Annotated in this window: 20 protein-coding genes; 6 read left to right on the forward strand and 14 right to left on the reverse strand. The window is 36.7% G+C overall.

All coding sequences use genetic code 11. The features are described 5' to 3' along the window. Positions 1–18: 18 nt before the first annotated feature. Positions 19–3,102, reverse strand: a complete 3,084-nt coding sequence (locus ACE199_RS11995; RefSeq protein ID WP_375350005.1) for an efflux RND transporter permease subunit — start codon at positions 3,100–3,102, stop codon at positions 19–21. A 98-nt stretch (positions 3,103–3,200) separates the two neighbouring features. On the opposite strand from ACE199_RS11995, the gene ACE199_RS12000 reads away from it, so the two are divergent. Beyond that, the gene (locus ACE199_RS12000; protein WP_375350006.1) at positions 3,201–4,034 is read left to right on the forward strand and encodes a TetR/AcrR family transcriptional regulator; all 834 of its coding nucleotides are present in this window, start codon (positions 3,201–3,203) and stop codon (positions 4,032–4,034) included. A 156-nt stretch (positions 4,035–4,190) separates the two neighbouring features. Here ACE199_RS12000 and ACE199_RS12005 read toward each other — a convergent pair whose 3' ends face one another. The 10 genes from ACE199_RS12005 to ACE199_RS12050 all read right to left on the reverse strand — a co-directional run bounded on the left by ACE199_RS12005 (position 4,191) and on the right by ACE199_RS12050 (position 16,278). Beyond that, the gene (locus ACE199_RS12005; protein WP_127758977.1) at positions 4,191–5,294 is read right to left on the reverse strand and encodes an AI-2E family transporter; all 1,104 of its coding nucleotides are present in this window, start codon (positions 5,292–5,294) and stop codon (positions 4,191–4,193) included. Positions 5,295–5,580: 286 nt separating this feature from the next. Next, on the reverse strand, positions 5,581–7,107 hold the full coding sequence (gene scpC / locus ACE199_RS12010; protein ID WP_375350007.1) for a succinyl-CoA:acetate CoA-transferase ScpC: 1,527 nt from the start codon (positions 7,105–7,107) through the stop codon (positions 5,581–5,583). A gap of 142 nt (positions 7,108–7,249) precedes the next feature. Beyond that, entirely contained in the window at positions 7,250–7,903 is a 654-nt protein-coding gene (locus tag ACE199_RS12015) for a LytTR family DNA-binding domain-containing protein (RefSeq protein WP_252292858.1), read from the reverse strand. A gap of 269 nt (positions 7,904–8,172) precedes the next feature. Beyond that, positions 8,173–8,355, reverse strand: a complete 183-nt coding sequence (locus ACE199_RS12020) for a hypothetical protein (RefSeq protein WP_375350008.1) — start codon at positions 8,353–8,355, stop codon at positions 8,173–8,175. Between the two features lie 27 nt (positions 8,356–8,382). Next, positions 8,383–8,745, reverse strand: a complete 363-nt coding sequence (locus ACE199_RS12025) for a P-II family nitrogen regulator (protein WP_119115709.1) — start codon at positions 8,743–8,745, stop codon at positions 8,383–8,385. Between the two features lie 16 nt (positions 8,746–8,761). Further along, on the reverse strand, positions 8,762–9,976 hold the full coding sequence (locus tag ACE199_RS12030) for an ammonium transporter (protein ID WP_375350009.1): 1,215 nt from the start codon (positions 9,974–9,976) through the stop codon (positions 8,762–8,764). A gap of 295 nt (positions 9,977–10,271) precedes the next feature. Beyond that, positions 10,272–10,475, reverse strand: coding sequence for a YbdD/YjiX family protein (locus ACE199_RS12035; protein ID WP_119115711.1), 204 nt, complete (start codon positions 10,473–10,475; stop codon positions 10,272–10,274). Between the two features lie 15 nt (positions 10,476–10,490). Next, on the reverse strand, positions 10,491–12,542 hold the full coding sequence (locus ACE199_RS12040) for a carbon starvation CstA family protein (RefSeq protein ID WP_375350010.1): 2,052 nt from the start codon (positions 12,540–12,542) through the stop codon (positions 10,491–10,493). Positions 12,543–12,779: 237 nt separating this feature from the next. Continuing rightward, positions 12,780–14,555 (reverse strand): ABC transporter ATP-binding protein, encoded by a 1,776-nt coding sequence (locus tag ACE199_RS12045; RefSeq protein ID WP_375350011.1) that lies wholly within the window; start codon positions 14,553–14,555, stop codon positions 12,780–12,782. Further along, a complete protein-coding gene (locus ACE199_RS12050; RefSeq protein WP_375350012.1) occupies positions 14,539–16,278 on the reverse strand; it encodes an ABC transporter ATP-binding protein in 1,740 nt (579 codons plus the stop codon). The genes ACE199_RS12045 and ACE199_RS12050 overlap by 17 nt, the downstream gene beginning before the upstream one ends. A 732-nt stretch (positions 16,279–17,010) precedes the next feature. Here ACE199_RS12050 and ACE199_RS12055 point away from each other — a divergent pair. From ACE199_RS12055 to ACE199_RS12065, 3 genes are all read left to right on the forward strand, one after another. Then, entirely contained in the window at positions 17,011–18,081 is a 1,071-nt protein-coding gene (locus ACE199_RS12055) for an acyltransferase family protein (RefSeq protein WP_375350013.1), read from the forward strand. A gap of 192 nt (positions 18,082–18,273) precedes the next feature. After that, complete coding sequence (locus ACE199_RS12060; protein ID WP_375350014.1) at positions 18,274–18,618, forward strand: ArsR/SmtB family transcription factor; 345 nt, start codon at positions 18,274–18,276, stop codon at positions 18,616–18,618. A gap of 30 nt (positions 18,619–18,648) precedes the next feature. After that, positions 18,649–20,391, forward strand: a complete 1,743-nt coding sequence (locus tag ACE199_RS12065; RefSeq protein ID WP_375350015.1) for a SulP family inorganic anion transporter — start codon at positions 18,649–18,651, stop codon at positions 20,389–20,391. A gap of 122 nt (positions 20,392–20,513) precedes the next feature. Here the strand turns inward: ACE199_RS12065 and ACE199_RS12070 are convergent, their stop codons facing one another. Then, the gene (locus ACE199_RS12070; protein ID WP_375350016.1) at positions 20,514–21,860 is read right to left on the reverse strand and encodes an aspartate kinase; all 1,347 of its coding nucleotides are present in this window, start codon (positions 21,858–21,860) and stop codon (positions 20,514–20,516) included. A 326-nt stretch (positions 21,861–22,186) separates the two neighbouring features. Further along, complete coding sequence (gene queF / locus ACE199_RS12075) at positions 22,187–22,684, reverse strand: preQ(1) synthase (protein WP_127758965.1); 498 nt, start codon at positions 22,682–22,684, stop codon at positions 22,187–22,189. Between the two features lie 373 nt (positions 22,685–23,057). On the opposite strand from queF, the gene ACE199_RS12080 reads away from it, so the two are divergent. Beyond that, positions 23,058–23,894 (forward strand): EamA family transporter, encoded by an 837-nt coding sequence (locus ACE199_RS12080; RefSeq protein WP_375350017.1) that lies wholly within the window; start codon positions 23,058–23,060, stop codon positions 23,892–23,894. Positions 23,895–24,120: 226 nt separating this feature from the next. Then, positions 24,121–24,255, forward strand: a complete 135-nt coding sequence (locus tag ACE199_RS12085) for a BA3454 family stress response protein (protein ID WP_127758963.1) — start codon at positions 24,121–24,123, stop codon at positions 24,253–24,255. 470 nt (positions 24,256–24,725) lie between these two features. On the opposite strand, the gene qoxD is transcribed toward ACE199_RS12085, so the two are convergent. Then, positions 24,726–25,007 (reverse strand): cytochrome aa3 quinol oxidase subunit IV, encoded by a 282-nt coding sequence (gene qoxD, locus ACE199_RS12090; protein ID WP_375350018.1) that lies wholly within the window; start codon positions 25,005–25,007, stop codon positions 24,726–24,728. Position 25,008 lies beyond the last annotated feature (1 nt).

The following is a 25,008-nucleotide window of genomic DNA, read 5'->3' on the forward strand; positions in this document are numbered from 1 at the left end:
TAAACCAATCTTTTACGATTAGTTTTCTTCTATTTCTTTACGGTTTTTCTTAAATAGTTTAGATAACACTTCATATACAATCGGTACGATAATTAATGTCAGTAACGTAGAACTTGCTAAACCGCCGATTACTGTAATACCTAACCCTTTCGAAATTAAACCGCTGCCACCAGAGCCAATTGCTAATGGAATTAATGCGCCGATTGTTGCAATGGCAGTCATTAAGATTGGACGCAGACGCGTTACGCCTGCTTCAAGGATAGCTTCACGCATCGACATACCATCACGTTCCATATGAATGATTCGATCTACAAGTACGATTGCGTTCGTTACAACGATACCGATTAACATGAGCAGACCCATCATTACTGATACAGAGATTGTTTCTCCTGCAATTAATAAGCCGACGAATGAACCGATTACTGCAAATGGTAATGAGAAAAGAATCACAAATGGCGCTAAACCTTCACCGAATGTGACAACTAAGATAAAGTATACAATTGCAATCGCTGCAATCATTGCAAGACCTAGTTGTGTAAATGTTTCATTAATGTCAGCTGTTACACCAGCAACACCTAGTTCAACCCCATTTGGTAAGTCTAATTTATCAATCTCTTTATCCACTTCAGCCGATACCTTTGAAATATCATCGCCTAAAATGGTACCAGATACTGTTGCATAGTATTCACCTTTACTACGAGAAAGCGTATTTAAAGCGAACCCTTCTTCTACTTTTACGATTTCTGAAAGCTCCACTGTTTTTCCTGAAGCGGTTGGCACTTCTTTTTCAAGCATATCATCAATGGATTTAGGTGTTGTTTCAGCTTCTTGTTGTACAATGACATCTAACGTGTTTCCGTCTTTCTCAATTGTTGTTAATACATTTTGTTGCGTATGCGGGCTTAACATCTGCACAATTTGTCCTGTTGTTAAACCATATTGTAATAGTTCATCTTGTTCTACTTTGAATGTGAATTCTTTATAGCTTTCTTCTGCACTAGATGAAACATCTTTTAAGCCGTCATTCTTTGCTAATACTTTTTCTACCATTCCTACAGCTTCATTTAAATCATCTAAATCTTCACTGTAGAATGTGTAGCTAATTTCATTGCTCGAAACAGAACTTGCTGCGAAGTTTTGACTCTTCCATTCACCTGTTTGACCGATATTAAATACATAGTCTTCAATTTCTGCTTTTACATCGGCAAAGTTTTCTGTGTCTGGATCAAAGATTAAATACATTAACCCACCACCAGATCCTCCGCCCATCATAACCGCTGTTGGATCAGTACTATTTGTAATAGAAACTTGAACAATATCAATCTCATCACGCTTAAGCATTTTTTCTTCAACGGCTGCCATATTGGCTAACGTCTCTTCTTCGAGTTCACCAGCTTTTGGTGTGTATGTTAAATACATCACTTTCTCTTCTTCACTACCTAAGAAGCTAAAGCCAATAAGTGGTGTTAACATTAAACTTCCTACTAACATCGCTACAGCAACTACAGAAGTGACAATTTTATGGTTTAATGTCCATTTAAGAATTCCTTTATACCACTTTGAAAGTTTCCCTTGTTGTTTATGATGTCCTTCTGCTTTCTCACTATATAATTTTTTCTTAAACAAGAAATGAGAAAGAGCTGGAACGATTGTAATAGCGACAATTAACGATGCCCCAAGCGCAAACGTCATTGTCAATGCAAATGGCATAAATAACTCTCCAACCATACCACCTACAAAGATGAGTGGTGCGAATACCGCAACCGTTACTAATGTAGACGACAAGATTGGTTTAAACATTTCAATCGTCGCTTCACGAACTAACGCGCGCCCTGACAGCTTCTCTCCCTTTAAATGCAAACGACGATAAATGTTTTCTACTACTACGATCGAGTCATCAATAACACGACCAATCGCAACCGTAATCGCACCGAGCGTCATAATATTTAACGTAATATCCATCCAGTTTAATAATAATAATGCCATGAAAATTGAAACTGGAATGGAGACAATCGAAATAATCGTTGATTTGAAGTCACGTAAGAATAGCAAAATGATTAAAACAGCAATTAAACCGCCAAATACTGCTTTTTCAATCATTGTTGTAACGGATTCCTCGATTGGAGCACCTTGGTCAAGTGTCATATCAACAACAAGTCCGTCAATGCTCTTCTCTTCTTCTTTCATTAACTCTTTTACCTCATTAACAACTGTTACGGTGTTTGCATCTTGTGCTTTTACGATTTGAATCGCAATGGCTTCTTCACCATTCGTACGAGATACAGACTCCACTTTCCCAACTACTTCAATTTTTGCAATGTCACCAAGTTCTACAACTGGTGATGGGTTTGCAGCTGATGGTGTTACCGGAATTAACATTTTCTTTAACTCATTTGCTGTCATGAACTTCCCGTCAACGGAAACGGCTTGTTCTGATTCTTCAAACTCAAATAGACCTAGCGATACGGCCATATCACTTGCTTGAATCATCTTTTCAACGTCTTCTTCTGTCACACCTAAAGAAGCCATTTTTTCTTCATCGTATGTTAATTCAACTTCTTCAATATGTTGACCGGTAATTGTTGCAGAAGCAACACCGTCAATTTTCTCAATCTTTGGCAATAAACTTTCTTCTACTGTCTTTGTTAGCCCGACAATGTCTTCTTCCGTGCTGCTTACACTTAATGCAACAACAGGCATCATATTCATACTAATCTTAGAAATTGATGGTTCTTCGACAGTTTCAGGCAGTGACACTGTATCAAGCACAGCTTGGATTTCACGCTTTGCTTCATCCATATCTTTTTCATAATCATACTCTACCTGCAAACTTGCCATGTTAGAATATGAATTTGAGTAAATAGCTTTTACTCCTTCTAAGCTTTCAAGTGTTTTCTCTAATGGTATAGACACATCATCCATTACTTTTTCAGGAGTTGCACCCGGATACACTGCTGTTACCATTAAATATGGAATTGAGATATCTGGTATCGTCTCCATTTTCATTCGTGTACCGGAATAAATTCCTGAGACAGTGATGATAATTGTCAGTAACCAAACTGCTAGTTTATTTTTCAAGACAAAATTAACTAAACTTTTCACCCTTGCACCTGCCTTTAATTGACTTGTTCAATTCAATTATTTATACTAATGACTAATCGGTCAATTGTCAATAAATTATGTAGGAGAGATTTTAACAGATGGTCAAAAAACAATTAATAATGGATAAAGCATTAGAGCTATTTTCAGAACAAGGCTTCGAAGCAACTTCTGTTCAACAAATTACGGAGCGCTGCGGTATCTCAAAAGGGGCTTTTTACCTTTCATTTAAATCAAAAGACGAGTTAATTCTGGCATTAATCGATTACTTTATGATGCAAATCACATCTGATATTGACCAGTCAGTCAGAAATTGTTCAAACAAGGAAGAACTTCTTTATGTATTCTACTTCACAACATTCCGTTCTTTCAGTAAACATTCAGCTTTCGCTAAAATGTTTCTCAAAGAACAAACACAAACCTTTAATGAGGAACTAATCTCTAAACATGATTACTATGACAGTCACATTAATGAAAGCATACTGTATATATTAGATCAATTATACGGTGAACAGATTGAGGAAACGAAATACGATTTATTAATTTGTATTAAAGGGTTTATACAGATTTACTCAGGCTTGTATCTTCGCTTTAATTTACCGTTAGATATAGATTCATTAACTAAATCACTCGTCGAAAAAACAGCTTTACTAGCTCAACATTCAACAATCCCTTTCATTTCAGGAGATATTATACGTATTATTAAGGAACCTATACATGAACAGGTAACAACAGAACATATCGCTGCACTAATTGAACAAAAAATCGGTGATATCGAAAATCCTATTGAGCAAGAGTCGCTACAAATTCTAAAAGATAATCTATTCAAACCAAACACAAGCCTAGCTATTACAAAGGGCTTGTTAGAAAACATTAAAAACAACCCACAGTGCAAGTGGATTTCGTATTTAATTCGTGAATATTATCAATTATAAAGAACGTTTTTCATGATATCCTGTTTATTTGCAGATGGCTTTGCTAATAAACATTGTTGATTTATACAATTTTTGGTCTATGCGTGTGAAACCGCGGTTTCACACACCTTTCAGATAAAAAAATAAAAGCGAGTTCCTATAAGAACTCGCTTTTATTCACTCTAATATTTCTTCATCCTGCTCTTTTTTACGCAGTTTTATAAACTTCACGATATTTAAAACGATAGTTTTGACGACCGAATATGTTGGAACAGCCAAAATCATCCCTAAAATACCAGCCAGATTGCCAGCAACAAGTAAAAGAATAATAATTGTTAATGGATGTGTGTTCAACTTCTTCCCAATCACAAGTGGTGAAATTAAATTTCCATCAAGCTGCTGTACAATTGTAATGACGACAATCACCAAAACAGCCTGCGTTGGAGAATGAATTAACGCGATAACAAAAGCTGGCGCTCCGCCTAAGAACGGACCAACATATGGGATAATATTGGTAATGGCACATATTAAAGCAAACAAAATCGCGTATGGTAAATCAATAATTAAATACCCAATAAACGTCCCGACACCAACAAAGAAACAGACTAGCAGTTGACCTTGTATGTATGTTGCCAATGTTTCCATTGTCTCTCTTAAAATGACTAACCCAGACTTTCGATATCCTTTTGGTACAAAGCGTAATAAAGCACGCGAGAATTTATGTCCATCCTTTAACATATAAAATAAAATAAATGGAACTGTCACAATGACTAATGTAATGTTCGTCGCTACGCTAAAAATGGATGAAAGACTATTCGTTATATTACTTGGAAGTGTCGTTAAATAGTTTTGAAGTGTATTCCCAATCTCCTCTAATGAAACATAATCCTGCTCCATCGTCCACTTAAACCACATTGTTTCGGACATATCCTCAATGAATTTCCTAGACTCATTGAAATAACCTGGAATATCATTGATCAATTCTGTAACCTGTTTCGATAAAGATGGACCCAATAAACCAATTAACAGACCAATTAAACTAAGGGAGACAACATAAATAAGGAGAATCGCCAACCCTTTCGGTACTTTCCCTTTCGTTAAAAATGTCACAATCGGATTAAAGAGAAAAAATAGAAACCCTGCAATCAGAATAGGAAAAAACAAAGTTGTGATGAAAATACCTATTGGTTCGAATAGAAATGAAATTTTTGTACTTACAAAAATAAGCACAGCAATCATCAACAGCTCAAAGGTCCAAAAATGCAGTTTTGATTTAAACAACAGTTCCCCTCCTCCACATTTTTTCTCAATTCAATAAGATGGAGAAACATATCATTTCTTTTTTCTATTACTGATTGCAGTGTAACACACTTTCTCAACGGACAACATTTTTTATTATTATTTTTCCATATTAGCCTTACCAAATCACCTTATAACGTGTTAACGAATTCTCATTCTTTGTATAAATCTACATAATCTGTTTATACTATCTAGTAATTCAGAATGTATAACGTGCTTGTCCAAAAAAAATTCGCTACAGCAAATGCCATAGCGAATTGTTTATCTATTATTTTTGCTCTTGAAGAGAAGCTTCTTTCATTGTACCGTTCTTAGCAAGGTTAACGTGCCAAGATAATGCTTTTTCAAGAACGTGTGGAGTCTGATGACCACCAGTTTTCTCAACAGCTTCGTTGAAGTAAGCCCAAAGCTGTTCACGATAATCTGGGTGTGCACAGTTGTTAATGATTAATTCAACGCGTTCTTTTGGAGCTAGTCCACGTAAGTCAGCGATACCTTGTTCAGTTACGATTACATCCACATCATGCTCAGTATGGTCTACGTGTGAAACCATAGGTACGATACTTGAGATGTTTCCACCTTTTGCGTAAGATTTCGTTACGAAAATACCTAGACGAGCGTTACGAGCGAAATCTCCAGATCCACCGATACCGTTCATCATTCTTGTACCTGAAACGTGTGTAGAGTTAACATTTCCATAGATATCAAGTTCTAACGCTGTATTGATTGAAATTAAACCGAGTCGACGGATAATTTCTGGGTGGTTAGAAATTTCTTGTGGACGTAAGCAAATTTTATCAGCATAAGCTTCTAAGTTGCCATATACTTTTTTCTGTAACTCTTCAGTAAGTGTAATTGAAGTAGCTGCTGCGAATTTAACTTTACCTGCATCGATTAAGTTGAATACAGCATCTTGAAGTACTTCTGAAGATACTTCAAGATCTTCAAATTCAGAATTAGCAAAGCCATCTAATACCGCGTTTGCTACAGAACCTACACCTGATTGAAGTGGAGCTAATTTATTTGTTAAGCGACCAGCTTTAATTTCTCCACGGAAGAAATCTAATAAAAGGTTTGCCATTGTTTGCGTTTCCTCATCTGGAGGAACGATTAATGAAGGAGCGTCTGGCTCTTCAGAAATTACAATACCTTTAACTTTTGCTGGATCTAATGGAATACCAATTGTTCCGATACGATCTGAAGCTTTCGTCATTGGGATTGCCTCACGCTCACCTTGTGGAGCAGGTACATAGATATCATGAATACCTTCTAATGAATCAGGATGAGTAACGTTCAACTCAATGATAATGTTTTTCGCTTCTTGAACGAAGATTGGTGAGTTACCTACAGATGTTGTTGGAATTAACAAACCATCTTCAGTAATTGCAGCAGCTTCGATAATTGCATAATCGATTGGTCCCATAATTCCTTGACGAACTAATTCAGCATTATGAGATAAATGTGCGTCAACATAAGTAACTTCGCCAGTATTAATTTTGTTACGAATTCCAGCATCACCTTGGAACGGTCCGCGCTTACGGATAACTCCAGCTTCTGCCATAAATTTATCAACTTCTGGCCCTAATGAAGCACCAGTATATACGTCTACTTTAAATTGTTCAGTTTTTGCTCTTTCAACAAGTGCCATTGGAACAACTTTAGCATCACCAGCACGAGTGAATCCACTCATACCAAGTACCATGCCATCTTCAATCCATGAAGCAGCTTCCTTGGCAGTTACAATTTTATCTTGAAATTGCTTATTGCGAATTTTCTTGAAAACGCTTTCGTTCATACAAAAGTCCCCCATTTCCGCTTTTCTATACTTGTTCATTTTAACAATCTAACGTTAGAGTCACATTCATTTTGGAATGAAAGGCCTTAAAAATAAATCAAGCCAGAATTTTTAAGGCACAAAGAAGAAAAAAGCCAATAAATCAGAAACCTAACGCTCGTCTAAATTGACTTGCATATGTTTGACTCACCTGAATTTTCGACTTATCCTTCATCACAAGTAAAAAAGTTGAATGAAAATCTGGCAAGATTTCCTCAATAAAGTGGATATTCACAATATATGAACGATGCACTCTAATGAAGTTATCTGTTGGTAACACAAGTTCAAGCTCACTTAAATTCAGTTTATGAAAGCCATTGACACGACTCGACTGAATACGTGTTTTTCGATTTTGTGCTTCCAAATACATAATTTCATCATTCGGAATAGGCATCCAACGATCATTCGTTTTCACGGTTAAGAATGATGTAGAAAGTAAAAGCGGCTTGGAAGGCAGAATAGCTGTAACGACTCCCTTTGGTTTATCTCCGTCCATAATCGGCACAGCAACTCCGAAATACGGAATACCAAAGCTATTATTATCAACGTGCTCAGAAACCTTTCTTTGATCACTTAACGCTTTGTACGTTATAGTGTCGCTATTTATTATGTCCCCTGGTTGAATCTTTAAGTCAATTTGTTTACTCGGTTGATAATAAATAAATTGCTTTTCATCAGACACAGCAATTGATGCATTCTCCATTGGTAAAAAATCATTTACAATATTTAATACAGATTCAATTGAAAATCGATCCATTTTTTCATCCCACCAACCTACTCTTTTGTTTCTCGTTTAGTCTATTTAAAAAGGTTCTTTTTTGTTTTATATCTAAAATTTGATTAACACCATCGTCTTTTTTATTTACCAAACAAAAAATGGTGTTAAAAAAGCGAAAAACGTGAAAAAACCAGAAAAAATGCGCAATAATTATTTCTTCACTCATTATAGTCGGAATGCAAAAAAATTTCTATGGGTAAAACAAGAAAACCGTCCTTCCATCTAAAGAGGAAGAAGAACGGCTCCTTCTACGTTTGATTGTTTTCTTGATTAATCATCGATTCCCTTTGAATTAATAAAAGGTCTTCTAAATTCTTTAATGGTAAGTCTAATAAAAAGGAACGGTCCGTAGGTTCATACACCTTCTCTGCTATAAGCGTATTAACAATCTTCTGTTTCTTCGCCGTAACAATGCGAACTAACCTTCCCATTATGACCGCTCCTTTTTCAAAAGATGCTTACTTCTCATCTTTCAGTGCATCATAACCTTCTGCACCTGTGCTGATTTTTACTACATTCGCTAATTCATAAATGAATATTTTCCCATCCCCTGGTTTTCCTGTACTTAAAAACTTCCTTGTCACATCCACTACATCTTGGACAGGAACTTCACAAACGACAATTTCAATTTTAATTCGATCATGTAATGAATTTTCTCGATTGACTCCACGATATGTTTCAATATAGCCTTTTTGAAGACTGGTGCCCTTCACATCCGATACCGTAATCCCACTTACCCCAATTTTCGCAAGCTCCGCTTTAAATTTCTCGAAATTAATCGGCCGGGTAATAATATCAATTTTCGTTAATATCTCACTCATATATAATCACCTTTCTTTAAATTGATTCGTGGTATGCTTTTTCACCATGTAAAGAAATATCAAGACCAACCGACTCATCTTCCTCATTCACACGAAGCGGCACAAAAATACTAGTAACTTTCGCAATAATGAATGTGACAACTGCAACGAATATATAAGTAGCGATAATAGCAACTAAGCTTTTCCATAATAAGCTAGCATCACCATAGAATAAACCATCTGCTCCACCGGCGTTTACAGAAGTTGTTGCAAATAATCCTGTTGCAACACCGCCCCACGTTCCGCCAATTCCATGTAATCCAAAAGCATCCAAGGCATCATCATAGCCTAATTTCGATTTCAATGAGAAGATAGCCCAGAAGCATAATGCCCCGCCAATAAGACCAATAATAATAGAAGCTGAAGGAGTGACAAATCCACAAGCTGGTGTGATTGCTACAAGACCTGCAAGAGCCCCTGATACCGCTCCAAGCATCGTTGGCTTTTTATTAATCATGTTTTCGACAACTAACCAACCAATAATCCCAGCCGCTGCCGCAACCGCTGTGTTTACAAATACATTCATAGCTACTTCATCAAGTGTAAGAGCACTTCCTACATTAAATCCGTACCAACCAAACCAAATTAGTGAGGCACCAAGAAATGTTAACGGAAGATTGTGCGGAGAACTATTTACGGATTCTTTACGTTTCCCTAACATAATCGCTAATACTAAACCAGCTACACCAGATGAAATGTGTACAACGTTGCCGCCAGCAAAATCGATTGTACCAATTGCGTGTAACCAGCCGCCGCCCCATACCCAGTGTGCAACCGGAGCGTATACAAACAACGACCATAAAATTGAAAAAATTAAGAAGGCTGAAAATTTCATACGCTCAGCAACGCCGCCAGCGATGATCGAAACGGTTAAAACCGCGAAGGTCATTTGAAATAACATAAATAAGCTGTGAGGAATTGTGTCGCTATACGGTCCAGGTTCAAAACCTACCCCTTTTAATCCGACCCAATCTAGTCCACCGATGAAAGTATTTCCTGGAGAAAATGCAAGCGAGTATCCAATAACTACCCAAAGAAGAGAAATAACAGCCATTGGCATATAACTATGCATTGCTGTACTTAGCACATTTTTACTTCGTACCATTCCTCCATAGAATAAGGCAATTCCTGGAGTCATTAACCAAACTAACATTGTAGCAACAAACATAAATACCGAATCTGCTAATTGCATAATTCCCTCTCCCCTTTATGTTAATATTCCTTACATATAGTGTTATATAATATATCATATGATTAATTTTCTAAAAATTCAATACATTTATTTAATTTTTTTCGTAAATGTTATTTTTTATTACATGTATTATATTAAACCATTTATAATGCCATACCACTTAGATTCCTCCGCTGCTAAATTTCCCATTATCATGCACGAAAATATATTTCAAAGAATGTCAGGCCTATCTCAACGCCAAAAATAGGCAAAAAAAAAGAATCCTCACAACGGAGGACCCTTCCTCATACTTTTATTAACAGCAACGAGATACTTTGCCACCCTTTGCGTTATATCGTTCTTCTTGTACTTCACAGAAAAATACTTTACGACTTTTAATCGGTTCGTGCGGATGATGTTCTTTCATATGTTCCACATATGTTTCATAACTCGGAACACCGACAAGCAAACTAATAAACTGCTTACGATAACGTAACATATTGACTATTTTCTTTACCATTCTTCATTCCCCCACTCATGTTCGTGAGACGTAAGGCGTTTCATGTGAATCAATTTTTTGATTCTTTAATATTTTAATCCATAATCTAATCGCCGAAATTAAAACTGTAATTACCACAATCATAAAAATTGCACATAATGCTGCATCGACATAATCATTAATAATGACTTGCTTCATTTGAGCCAAATCTTTTGCTGGTGCAAGCACTTCCCCATTATCATAAGCGTCTTTAAATTTATTCGCATGTGCTAAGAAACCGATCGCAGGATTTTTATGGAATAACTTTTGCCAACCGGCTGTCATCGTAATCACTAATAAGAAAGTTGTCGGTACAAGTGTAACCCATGTGTACGCTTTCTTTCCCATTTTAAACAATACCGTTGTCCCCAGTAAGAGAGCAATGGCAGCCAACATTTGATTGGCAATCCCAAATAACGGCCAAAGAGTATTAATCCCTCCAAGAGGATCGATAACCCCTTGATAGAGGAAATATCCCCACAAAGATACACATAAGAAGGTCGCTATTACGTTTGGAAGCCACTTTTCTGTTTTCTTAAACGGCTTATAAACCGTTCCGATAATATCTTGAATCATAAAACGGCCCACTCTCGTCCCCGCATCTACCGTGGTCAAAATAAACAAGGCTTCAAAGAGAATCGCAAAATGATACCAAAAAGCCATCAAGGCCTTCCCGCCAATGATTTCTGAAAAAATATAAGCCATTCCAATCGCAAATGTCGGTGCCCCGCCCGTACGCGATAGAATTGTTTCTTCTCCTACATCATCGGCAAGCGTCGTAATATCATCCGGGGTAATGACAAACCCCCATTCAGAAATGGTCGTTGCCGCTGACACTGCATCCGTTCCAATGACGGCAGCTGGACTATTCAAAGAAAAGTAGATACCTGGCGTTATTACACAAGCTGCAATGATGGCCATAATTGCAACAAACGACTCCGTTAGCATCGCACCATAACCAATTGGACGAGCATGCGATTCACGTTCAATCATTTTCGGTGTTGTTCCAGAAGCAATAAGAGAGTGAAAACCCGATACGGCTCCACAAGCGATTGTAATAAATAAGAACGGGAACAAGTTACCGGAGAATACAGGACCCGTACCATCGATAAACTGAGTTACAGCTGGCATTTCAAGCACCGGTAATACAAATAAAATCCCTAATGCTAAACCGATAATCGTCCCAATTTTTAAAAATGTACTTAAATAATCACGCGGAGCAAGCAACAGCCAAACCGGGAGAACAGATGCTACAAATCCATATATAATCATCATGATTGCAATCGTTTCACCACTAAATGTGAATAATGGCGCTAGCGTTTCACTTTCTGACACGTATTGACCAAAGTATAAAGCGAGTATTAATAGAATAATACCGATAATCGAACCTTCTCCGACTCGTCCCGGCCGAATATAACGCATATAGATTCCCATAAAAACCGCAATCGGAATCGTTGCCGCAATCGTGAACATCCCCCATGGACTACCAATTAAAGCTTTTACCACTACGAGAGCAAGGACCGCTAATAAAATAATCATAATGCCTAAAATGCCTACCATTGCGATTAAACCCGTAATTGGCCCCATTTCCTCTTTAATCATCTCTCCAAGCGACTTACCATTACGACGCATCGATCCGAATAGAATAATAAAATCCTGTACAGCTCCCGCCAAAACAACCCCAACAATAAGCCAAATCGTTCCAGGTAAATACCCCATTTGTGCTGCCAAAACGGGGCCGACAAGCGGACCTGCACCAGCAATCGCAGCAAAGTGATGACCGAATAACACCCATTTATTCGTCGGTACATAATCTTTCCCATCATTATGGATTTCTGCAGGCGTTTTCCTATTATCATCTAATTCAAACACTTTTCTAGCAATAAACTTACTATAAAAACGATAGGCAACTGCATATACACTAAGAGCTGCTATTATAAGCCAAATAGCATTAATACTTTCTCCTCGGTTTAAGGCGATTGCTGCAAAACTCCACGCTCCTATAGCCGATACAATTCCCCAAATAATCAACGATTTAAGCGCTTTCATTCTCCTTCAACCCCTCTTCATCATTTTTGAAAAAAAATTAGATGCTTAAGAAAGAAAGGTCGCGTGAACCATCCGCCCACCTCCTTTGATGATTAGCTATGTAACATACAAGAATCCATCATGTAATTATCTTTCTATTCTGAATTATAAGTAACCGATTTCTTTTATATGCAACAAATTGGATTTGTTCATAAAAAAACATGCTATTCAGCCTTTTCCCTGAATAGCATGCAAAAGTTAACCAATCTTATCTCCTTTTAATTGACTATGGTACAACTCATAATAAAACCCTTTTACTTCTAACAATTCTCTATGCGAGCCTTTTTCAATAATACACCCTTTTTCTAACACCAGAATTTGATCAGCTTGTTGAATAGTATTTAAGCGATGAGCAATGACAAAGCTCGTTCTTCCTTCCATTAAGTGTTCCAACGCTTCTTGAATCTTCACTTCTGTTATTGTATCGATGTTACTTGTTGCTTCATCTAAAATTAAAATTGTTGGATTTGCTAGAATCGCTCGTGCAATCGATAACAACTGTCGCTGTCCTTGGCTAATTCCACTATCATCCTGTTTCAGCACTGTGTCATATTGATCGGGCAACTTCATAATAAAAGAGTGTGCATTAGCTAGTTTAGCAGCCTCAACGACCTCTGTGTCACTTGCTTCTAGACGTCCGAATCGAATATTTTCACGAATCGTTCCTTGAAATAAAAACGAATCTTGCAGAACAAAGCCCATATGAGAGCGCAAGCTAACTCTTGTTATATTACTAATATCCTGTCCATCTACCATAATACGTCCACTTTGCACCTCATAAAAACGAGATAGTAAATTAATAATCGTCGTTTTTCCCGCTCCTGTCGGTCCAACAAGTGCAATTGTTTCCCCTGGATTAGCATGAAAACTTACATCTTTAATCGTATTATTCCCTTCTTTTTCATAGGAAAAAGAGACTTGTTCAAACTCTACTTTCCCTGTCACATGTCGGAGAACACTAGCCTCCTTCTCATCTTGTGCCTCTTCTCGTTCGTCTAACACTTCAAATACTCGCTCTGCACCTGCAATCGCCGATAACAATGTATTAAACTGATTGGCTAATTCGTTCAATGGACGAGTAAACTGTCTGGAATATTCCGTGAAGATTACAATAACCCCAATTGAAACAACACCCTTTAACGCCAGATATCCACCAATTGCTGCAATAATCGTAAAGCTAAGGTTATTTAGTAAGTTCATCAACTTAGGAATTAACCCCGAGTAAGATTGTGCCCAAAAGGAAGAACGTTTGTATCTTTCACTTCTTTCTAAAAACTCTCCAATAACCTTCTCTTCTTGAGAAAACGTTTTGACAATCCGCTGTCCAGAAATGGTTTCCTCAATAAATCCATTTAATTCACCAATGCTGCTCTGCTGCTCTTTAAATAGCTTTCCTGTTCGATTGGTAATCCACTTCATGCCGTAGAACATAAGCGGCACAATCGTAAGCGTTAGCAATGTTAATAACGGACTTAACCATAGCATTACTCCAATCGTTCCAACCAGCGTCAACACACTAGAAAAAATCTGAATAACGGAGCTATTTAACGTAGAACTAACATTTTCCATATCATTCGTAACACGACTCATCAGTTCGCCATGCTTTCGTTTATCGAAAAAGGAAATCGGCAGTAATTGAAATTGATAAAACAAATCGCTCCGCATCCGGTAAACCGTATGTTGAGCTATCCCAATCATCCAATAATTTTGCAGCCATGTTGAAAGAGAATAGAATACATAAACACCAAGCAAACTGCACAATAAAAGCAAAAGCCCGCTCCCATCTTTCGTTACAATATATTCATCAATCGCGACCCCTACCAGATAAGGTCCTAATAAACCGAGCATAGAGCTTGCAATAACCATAAGTAAGACAAATACAATGCCTTTTTTCCTTTCACGCAAATAACCCCAAATACGCTTTACCGTCGGAAACCAATTTTCCGGCTTTTTCACCTTAGCTTTTGGCCTCAAATCGCAATCCCTCCTTTCCGAACTGGGATTGAATAATTTTTTGATAAAGAGCATTCGTCTCGGCTAATTGCGTATGTGTCCCTATAGCAATCAGCTCCCCTTCGTCTAACAATAAGATTTTATCCGCTTCCATCGCTGTGCTAATCTTTTGAGTAATAATAAGCGTCGTACAGCTATACCCTTTTAATGCATGAAGCAACTTTCCCTCTGTTTTTAAATCCAGAGCACTTGTACTATCATCTAACAAGAGAATTTGGGGATTTCGAACAAGGGCACGAGCAATTGAAAGACGTTGTTTTTGTCCACCAGAAAGGTTGATGCCTTTCTGGCCTAAAGTTGTTTCATATCGCTTAGGTAATTGCATAATGGTTTCATGAATTTGCGCATGTTTGGCTGCCAACATAATTTCTTCAATAGAAGCTTCTTCCTTGCCCCACGCAATATTCTCTCGGATGGATCCTGAAAAAAGGACAGCCTCTTGCGGCACATAGCCAATTTGCTTTCGAAGCGTATGAAGCGGTATATGCGTAAGCTCTTCATCATCCAAATAAATATACCCAGACTCAATATCAAAAAGCCGAGGAATCAATTGAAATAATGAGGTTTTCCCAGATCCTGTCGTCCCCATAATCGCTACCGTTTCTCTCGGGTCAGCGGTAAACGAAAGATTTTTTAATACAAGTGCTTCACTTCCTGGGTAACGAAAAGAGACCGAATCAAATTGTATCTTTCCTTCATATTTCCCCTCTATATAACCCGTTTCCTTCGCATCAAGAAGATCGATTTCTGTATCTACTATGTCATTCACACGGTCTGCGGATGCCTTCGCTCGTGCAACTACTGTCATTAACCAAGATAAGATAGAGAGGGAAGCTGTAATTCTCATTGCATAATTGACAATAGCAACTACCTCTCCGACTTGAATATCGCCAGTCGAAATATACTCACTGCCCAGCCAAATAATAAAGAGAATTCCGCCATTCATGACGAGCATTAATACTGGTATCGTCGTTTCAATGAATCGTAGAGATACAGTTGTTTTCTCTTTTAATTCATCACTTGCTGCAGCAAAACGCTTCACCTCATGATCTTTTCGCAGAAACACTTTAATGACTCTCATTCCCATCAAGTTCTCACGTATTACACTATTTACTTGATCTAATCTCTCCTGTACACCTTTAAATAAACGCATCGCTCGCTTCATCATCCATACTAAAAAGAACACAAGAACGGGAATCATAATGACTAAAATAAGCGCTAACTGAACATGGACGAAAAGCGCCATTACAACCCCGCCGATGACCATTAGCGGGGCACGCAGCATAATGCGAAGGCCCATAAATACTGTACTTTGAATCATTGTTACATCATTCGTTAATCTCGTAATTAACGAAGAAGCAGCAAATTTATTCAAATTAGAAAATGAAAAGGCTTGCACTTTTTCAAACAAACGTTTTCGAACATCGTAACCAAAACTTTGAGCAACATGTGAAGCAGCAAAAGAATTAACAATTCCTCCAAGAAAGGAAAACAGCGCCATCCCCATCATGATAGAGCCCCAAAAAACAACGACCGATAAATCTTTCTGCATAATTCCTTCATCAATAATTTTTGCCATTAACAACGGCTGTACGAGCTCTACTCCAAGTTCAACGAATAGAAAAAAGAGAGCAAGCCCGATGAATAGTTGATATGGTTTCAAATATTTAAATAGTTTTATCATCGATTCACCCTTTTTGAACATCCATTATGTATTTTATTTTCCAAAAATCTGAAAACCTTTTGTTAATTGTTCCAATTATACAATTTGCATTAAAATTTTAACACGATTTAGCTGCTCTTCTATTTTATAAAAAAAATTTCCAACACATCTGTTGACAAAAAAAGAAAAACGAGATAAAATTCTAATTGATAATGATTTTCATTATTATCTCATGAATTTTGATAAGTACGTACGATCTTTAAAATCGTACACCTTTTAGACATTGTACAAGCATACAATGTCACCCCGACTTTCTCTGTACCCATTAGAAATGATTGATGCTTTGTGTAAATATGAGTCACTAGAATATTGCCCCCTCTTTATTCAGTTATCTTCATTTACCACAATCAAACATCGGGTAGTCGGGGACTATTTTTTTACATAACAACGCCTCCAGCTTTTTTGCTAGAGGCGTTTTTTATCACCATTTAAACAATTGTTGAGGAGAAAATTCCTCTATTCAGAAATTCAAATGAGTCCCCCCTATCAAAACGAGAGGAAATTCCTATCTACTTTTACTAGCGATTCCATTGAAATATATTTGAAATATATTTGAAATAAGCTATAATTATATTTAAATAACTTCGAAACAATACTGGCTCTGTATTTTCACTTAAGACTTTTCCAAGTCTTTTTTTATTGATTAAAATTAACATTGCGAGCTAAGATTGTAAATATATAAAAATTAAGGGGATGTTAAGTATTAGTATTGTCAAGGAACGTGACCCTTTTTTGGATAACGCTAGATTTATTCTCGTATTTCTAGTTGTATTTGGTCACTTTATCGTGCAAGTAAAACATCATCATTGGTTTATCTTCGAATTAAACAACTTTCTTTCTTTGCTTAGAATGCCTGCCCTCATCATTATTACAGGCTTTTTATCCAAGGGCTTTAATCGGCCTGGTTACATTGAAAAAACGGCGAAAACAATCCTTGTACCTTATTTACTATTTCAAGTAATTTTTGCATATTACTATTACTTATTATATGACAAAAGCATATTCACTTATGACTTCTTCCAGCCACAATTTACTTTATGGTTTATATTCAGTTTATTTATGTGGAAAATGCTTTTATTTATTTTCTCTAATTTAAAGCATCCACTCCTTTTCGCTTTTATTTTTGGAATTGGAATCGGATATATCGAAGGTGCTGGACATTATTTTAATATTCAAAGAACCTTTACCTACTTTCCTTTCTTTATGTTAGGGTTTTATTTGAAGAAAGAACATTTTGAAATCGTTAAAAAGAAGTCTTCTAAATTACTAGGTATTGTTTTTATTGTAGTAGTTTGGTTTATTGTATCTCAATTTCCACCAGCCGAAGTTCAATCTTGGTTAGGAGCAAACCGTTCCTATATTGCAAATGGACATGAAGAATGGTATATCGGCTTAAAACGGGCCATGTTTTATTCATTTTCACTTTTAGTAGGCTTTGCGTTCTTATCCTTTGTACCAACCAAAAAGACATTCTTTACAAACTTAGGACGAAAAACAGCCTATATTTATATCCTTCACGGAGCAATCGTTCGAACACTATACGTATACGTCATCAATCCAGAAGAGTTTACAACAATCTGGCATTATTTACAGCTGCCGATGTATGCGATTTTACTTGTGCTCATACTAAGCTCTAAACCTGTCACTGTGCTGACGAAACCACTAATCGAAGGAAAAATAGTCGATTATTGTGCATTTCCTTTCAAATGGCTATCTAATAAGCGTAAACTTGAGCAGGAACCACCTATACAAAAAAGTGCGTAAGTTTAATTTAGATACAAAACAATCCCCTATAAGTAAACGGAATATGGATCACCATATTACCGTCTACTTATAGGGTTTTTTTATACCAAAGTCGATATGTAAAAATTTACAACCCATTGATGTTATTTACAAAATGTAGTAAAATCAACATATTCAAATATTTGAATATGTTGATTTTATATTCATAAAGAAATGGAGAATCATATGCAGCGATTTAAAACAGAATTTTTTAAGGCGTTAGCACATCCGTTACGCATTCAAATCCTTGAATTATTAACCGAAGGAGATCAAAGTGTTAATGAAATTCAAAGTAGTTTGGGAAGCGAAGGCTCAGCTGTTTCACAACAGTTAAGTGTTCTTCGAGCAAAAAATATTGTTGTAGGTACGAAGGATGGAAAAAAGGTCATTTATTCGCTTCGTGATCCAAAAATTGCTGACTTACTCGCTATCGCTAAAGAAATTTATAATAATCATTTAATTGATACCATTTCCATATTGGAAGACGAACTGGATGAGACAGAAAAGAGTGAACAATAAAACTATTGAACAGAAAAGAAGGGGCATACTGTGAGAACTAAATTTACAGGGAGATTTCAAGGCTATTCATCAGTCGATTTTCAAAAAGATATCCTCTCAGGTATAACTGTTGGCGTTATTGCTATTCCACTCGCTATGGCTTTTGCCATTGCTTCTGGAGTGAATCCAGAGTATGGAATTTATACAACCATTATTGCTGGGATTCTCATTTCTCTACTCGGTGGTTCCAAATACCAAATTGGCGGACCAACCGGAGCTTTTGTCCCTATTTTATTAGGCATTGTTCTTGCCTATGGTTATGCAGACTTGCTATTAGCTGGATTATTAGCGGGGATCATGCTATGTCTCATGGGTATGTTTAAGCTCGGTACATTAATCAAATATATCCCGCTCCCCGTTACAATTGGTTTTACTGCAGGAATTGCAGTGATTATTTTCACTGGGCAAATCGCCAACTTTTTAGGACTAACAGGCATTGAAAAGCATGAGCAGTTTATCGCAAATATGAAAGAAATTATCCTTCATGTAGATACTATAAATGTCTATAGCATTATAACAGCACTCATCTGTCTATCTGTGATTCTAGGCACAGCCAAACTTCTACCAAAAGTACCAAACTCTTTAGCCGGATTAATTGTTTCGAGTATCGTTGCGTCTATCTTCTTTGCTGAACAAGTTCCAACGATCGGAACCGTTTATGGAGGCATTCCTAATGCACTTCCACAATTCAGAATGCTTGATATAACTTGGGAAAGAATTGAACGATTGCTTGCTCCCGCTTTTGTCATTGCTGCCTTAGGAGCTATTGAATCTCTACTGTCAGCTGTTGTCGCTGATGGCATGACAAACAGTAAGCATAATAGTAATCGCGAACTAATCGGGCAAGGAGTTGCCAATATCGTCACGCCTTTTTTCGGGGGTATTCCGGCTACCGGAGCCATTGCCCGAACAGCTACAAATATTAAAAGCGGTGCCGTCTCTCCGATGTCTGGTATCATTCATGGCGTCTTTGTTTTATTCACTTTGTTATTGCTCGCTCCGTATGCTTCGGCGATTCCTCTGGCAAGCATGGCTCCTGTTTTAATGATTGTCGCTTGGAATATGAGTGAACGAAAACATTTCGCCCACTTACTTAAACAGAAAACCGGAGATTCTCTTGTTCTGCTTTTAACTTTTCTCTTAACTGTATTTACAAGCTTAACTGTAGCTGTTGAAGTAGGCCTTATTTTAGCCATCCTATTATTTGTCAACCAAATGAGCAAGCAGCTCATAACAGAAAAAGTACTGCCAGATCATCATAATAAGCAAAGTAAAGTGTTGCCCCATGTTGTAAATGATCAGCATGATTGTCCACAAGTGAGTATTTATACAATCGAGGGACCTCTCTTTTTTGGAGCAGCGCAAACGTTTGAAAAAAACATACTGAACACACTGCAAGGGAAACCACGAGTGTTAATTTTGCGACTTAGTAAAGTACCGTTTATGGATACAACTGGAGAAGCTACTTTCCGAAACATCGTAAAAGAGATTCATAATTCTGGAGGAACTGTACTAGTTTCAGGGGCTACATCAACGTTAAAAGAAACGTTACAAAAAAATAAATTACTAGAGGAAATTGGAGAAGAGTATTTCTTCAAACATACCGGAGAAGCTATTAACTATGCACTAACCCAATTAAACACGAACCAATGCATAGGCTGCCATCATTTCGCATTCCGAGAATGCAAGCAGCTTTCTCAACCTTCATGTTTAAACAATAAAACATATAACTAAAGAGAAGGTGAATTCGCTCACCTTCTCTTTCTACATATAACGAAGTCTAAAATAGAAGAATCTAACCAAATGCTTTCAGTGAAATTATTAGATTATATATCATATGAAATTAGCAAAAGTAATTAGAAGAATTCATGATAAAGAGCGTGAACCGCTTTGTCCTCTGACTCCCCTTTAACCGCAAACATCATGCTTACTTCTGATGAACCTTGGTTAATCATTTCAATATTAACCTTTGCATCAGCAAGTGCTTTAGCTGCTCTTGCTGTTGTCCCTACATTATGACGCATACCTTCCCCAACAACCATAATAAGAGCAAGATTATGTTCAACAATCACTTCGTCTGCATGAAGTTCTTCTGTTAAGCGCTGTACAATTTTCTCTTCCGTTTCTGCGTTCATTTGGTCTTGGCGCAAGATTAATGTTACATCATCAATCCCAGATGGAGTATGTTCATACGCTACACCGTACTCTTCCAAAATAGACAGCATTTTACGACCAAAACCGACTTCACGGTTCATTAAATATTTGCTGATATAAATGCTGCAAAATCCTTTGTCACTCGCAATTCCAATAACAGGCCCATTTGTATTGTTTCGTTTATTCACAATAAGTGTTCCAGGTGCTGTAGGATTATTCGTATTGCGAATGTTTACCGGAATACCTGCACGAAATGCTGGAATTAATGCTTCATCATGTAAAACAGTAAAACCTGCATAAGACAACTCACGCATTTCGCGATATGTAATCTCGCGGATTTCCTTAGGATTAGACACTACATTTGGATTCACGGAATAAACCGCATCAACATCTGTAAAATTCTCATAGAAATCTGCTTTAACAGCTGCAGCTAAGATTGAACCGGTAATATCTGAACCACTGCGTGAGAACGTTAATACATCTCCATCCTCTGTGTATCCAAAAAATCCAGGGAACACAACAATTCCTTTTCTATCACGCAAAGCACTCAATCTTTCATAAGATTCAGGTAATACACTTGTATATCCCTCTTCATCCGTTACAATTAACCCAGCCTGCTTTGGACATACATATTCCGCTTCTACACCTTGGCTTTGGAAAAACGCGGCTACAAGCTTCGCATTATTATCTTCACCGCTTGCTTTCAGCGCATCAATATAACGCTTCTCATCGCTTTGATCCGCGTGTACTAAAGCTAAAAGATCCTCACGAATTGTCGCGATAATATCTGCAGGAATACTTAATTCCTCGGCAATACTTGCATAACGTGCGATGATTTCTTCAATCAATTCTTCACTTTTCTCATTGCGTAATTGACGCTCTGCAGTAGCGATTAATAAATCGGTTACTTTTATATCATCAGAATTTCTTTTACCAGGAGCTGAAACAACAACAATTTTCCGTTCAGAATCAGAGATTACTATATTAAACACTTTTTTTAATTGCTCACCAGAAGCTAATGAACTGCCACCAAATTTAATAACTTTCATCACGACATCCCCTATTGTTAGAAATATTCAGTAAAAATTCTTCTATTATTATCACTTGTTTTCCTCAAACAATCAAGCACAAATTCTATTTATCGCGAACATTTGTATTTTCGGAGTGGACTCTTGGTGAAAAACTAAAATATATACGTTCTTACTTTACATTTCAAATATAAATCACCCTAAAAATTTCCTAAAGCATCTGGACACAGACCATGATATGAAATGTGTCATCCTAGAAATCCATTTCAATTTTCAGCTCATACATCTGAAGCTAAACTGAAAAAGACAACTGCCTAAGCAATTGTCTTTTTCATTCTATTAACTCTTTAGCGATTATCCACTTTCTCTGGATATAAATCATGGTTCATCAAGCGATGCTCCGCCATTTTTTCATATTTTGTACCCGGTTTTCCATAGTTCGTATATGGATCAATCGAAATCCCGCCACGCGGCGTGAATTTCCCCCATACTTCAATATAACGCGGATCCATTAATTCAATTAAATCATTCATAATAATATTCATGCAGTCTTCATGGAAATCTCCATGATTACGAAAACTGAATAAATACAGCTTTAAAGATTTACTTTCCACCATTTTTACATCAGGAATATAGCTAATATAAATGGTTGCAAAGTCTGGTTGTCCCGTCATTGGACATAGGCTCGTAAATTCTGGACAATTAAATTTAACGAAATAATCTCGACTTATATGCTTATTATCAAATGTCTCCAGCACATCTGGAGTATATTCAAATAAATACTTTGTCCCTTGATTCCCAAGTAACGTAATATCCTGCAGCTCACTTTCTGATCTTCCAGCCATTCAACAAATCCTCCTCAGTATTTATGCTCTTACAACGATGCCCATAAAGGCTATAAACGGGTCTATGTTAAACGGTATTATCAATTAACCCTATCGTTTAACACAGCCATAAACAAAAAACCATATCCCCTCTAAGATATGGTTGATTAGTGTCCTCATTCAAACCATAGTTTTTTATAGAGGGTTGTTGCTATGAACCTCTTCCGTTATAACGGAATGTGTCTATGGAAATGTAATCCCTATTAAGAATAGGGAAATTAAATAAATATGTCAATATAACTTTTCAACCCTTACAAATTTTTATTGCTGTAGCGTTTTTTTGAGCGTAAAATTAAAAACATCCTCATCCTTATATGAAAGAAGCGATCTCATTATGTGGATTTTTGCCGCACTCGTCACGAGTTTATGTTTTGGAATTAACAACAGTATTTTTAAGTGGAGCAATGGAAAAGGCCTTTCCAAAATCCATATCCAATTTTTCTTCTACTTAGTTGCCTTTATATGCACATTTAGTTATAGTATGGCTACCGGCAGTTCAAATTTCCATATATTAACTCTTTTAATTGGTGCTTTAATTGGCATTCTAAATACGAACGGAAATATTCAATTATCACGGGCTTTCGAAAAAGGACCAGCCAGTTTAACAGCACCATTAGTAGCAGCAAATGCTATATTTCCAATCCTCTGTTCTGCACTTATCTTCCATGAGCATATTTCATCTACTCAATGGATTGGTATATTTTTCATGATGATAGCAGTAGTCGTAATTCAATATACGCCTAACGCAAAAGGACAGCATCACTATTTCGTTTGGATTATGCACGTGTGCTTTGCTATTTTTTCATTTGGAACACTAGGCATTCTAATGCAAACGTCTACACACTTACAGTTTCAACCACTGGACGTACTCATCGCCATGTATGGAGGCGGCAGCATTTATTTATTGATTACGCTTATTTTCAAACGTGAGAAAGTACAAGCATCTGAACTTCGAATCGGAACAGCTGTTGGTTTATTAAGCATTGTCGGATATGGGTGTTACTTCTATGCATTAAGTACAGGGATTGCAAGTATTATCTTTCCAATTGTTAGTCTAAATTGTTTATTTGTTGTTTTTGCTGGCTGTTATTTGTTTCAAGAAAAATTAAAAGTCTATCAAATGAGTGGTATTTTCATTGCAATCATTGGAATTATTTTAACAAAGATTTAAGGAATACATAATCCGAAAGCAAATAAGCAGCAGATGCTTTCGGATTTTCCTCTTAAAAGCCACGTTTTTTACATTTTTTACAAAATATTTTATTGACAAATTATCTAAAATATCAGATAATTAAAAAAATAATTAATACCCCCAATATTAAAACCACTCGAAAATTGCGAGAAAAACGGAGTATACCTCTCTTACATCCAAACTAATTCTAGAAAGGAAGATGACAATGATTAAAGTTACAGTTACAGTTGATTTCCAAGGAAGAACTTACCAAACAAATGTATTAGCAACAAGAGATACAGCTCCAGAAGAAATCCATCAATTAGCTCTTTCTCAAGTAAAAAAACAATGGAAAAACTAAGAAGCAGGAAGCCCCACATCCTGCTTCTTTTTTATGGATATATATCTTCTCTATAACACTAGCATTGCACTAATTTCACAACTTTAAACAACCTAAAAATACGGCTGTTTTATTTTCAACTTCTGTAACGTAATTAAGAATTGAGTTCCTTGCCTTGTTCAATCTGACTTTGTACCTTAATTTTGCCACCTTCCTGGGCATCAACTAATTCCTTAACAATTTCCAGTCCTAATCCGGCTCATCCAAAAATTCAGCCAATTTTATGCAGCGACTTCAAGCTATTGACCGTAATAATTCGTCAACACGGCTTGCTACCGTATGAAAAGGGCTGAGGGGCATTAAGAGATTCGCCATTGAGCAATTGTTACTCATGGCAGCCCTCTAGAGCATAAGAAAAAGACTCAGAATAAGATTATGAGCCAGAAATAAAAAGAAGAGTATCAAATTTGATACTCTTCTTTTATATATTATTACATATCCCAAACGAAAAGTAACAGTGTACCTAGTATCGTTACTATAGCAAAGAATACCATATAGATAACGTTAGTGTAAATTGTAGCCTTATCTTCAGATTCTCCAGCATGCATAAACATTACTAATTGAACGCCAGCTTGCATGAAAGCAGTTATTAGTAGAATAGCCATTGCTGTTGTATAAGAAAGCTCATAAACAATAACAGAAAGAGCAACTACCGTAAGGACCAACGAGAAAATAAATCCCATTACATGGTGCTTAGGAAATAACTGTGCCATA

It is taken from the genome of Peribacillus sp. Hz7 (genome assembly GCF_042136355.1).
Lineage (GTDB): Bacteria > Bacillota > Bacilli > Bacillales > DSM-1321 > Peribacillus > Peribacillus asahii_A.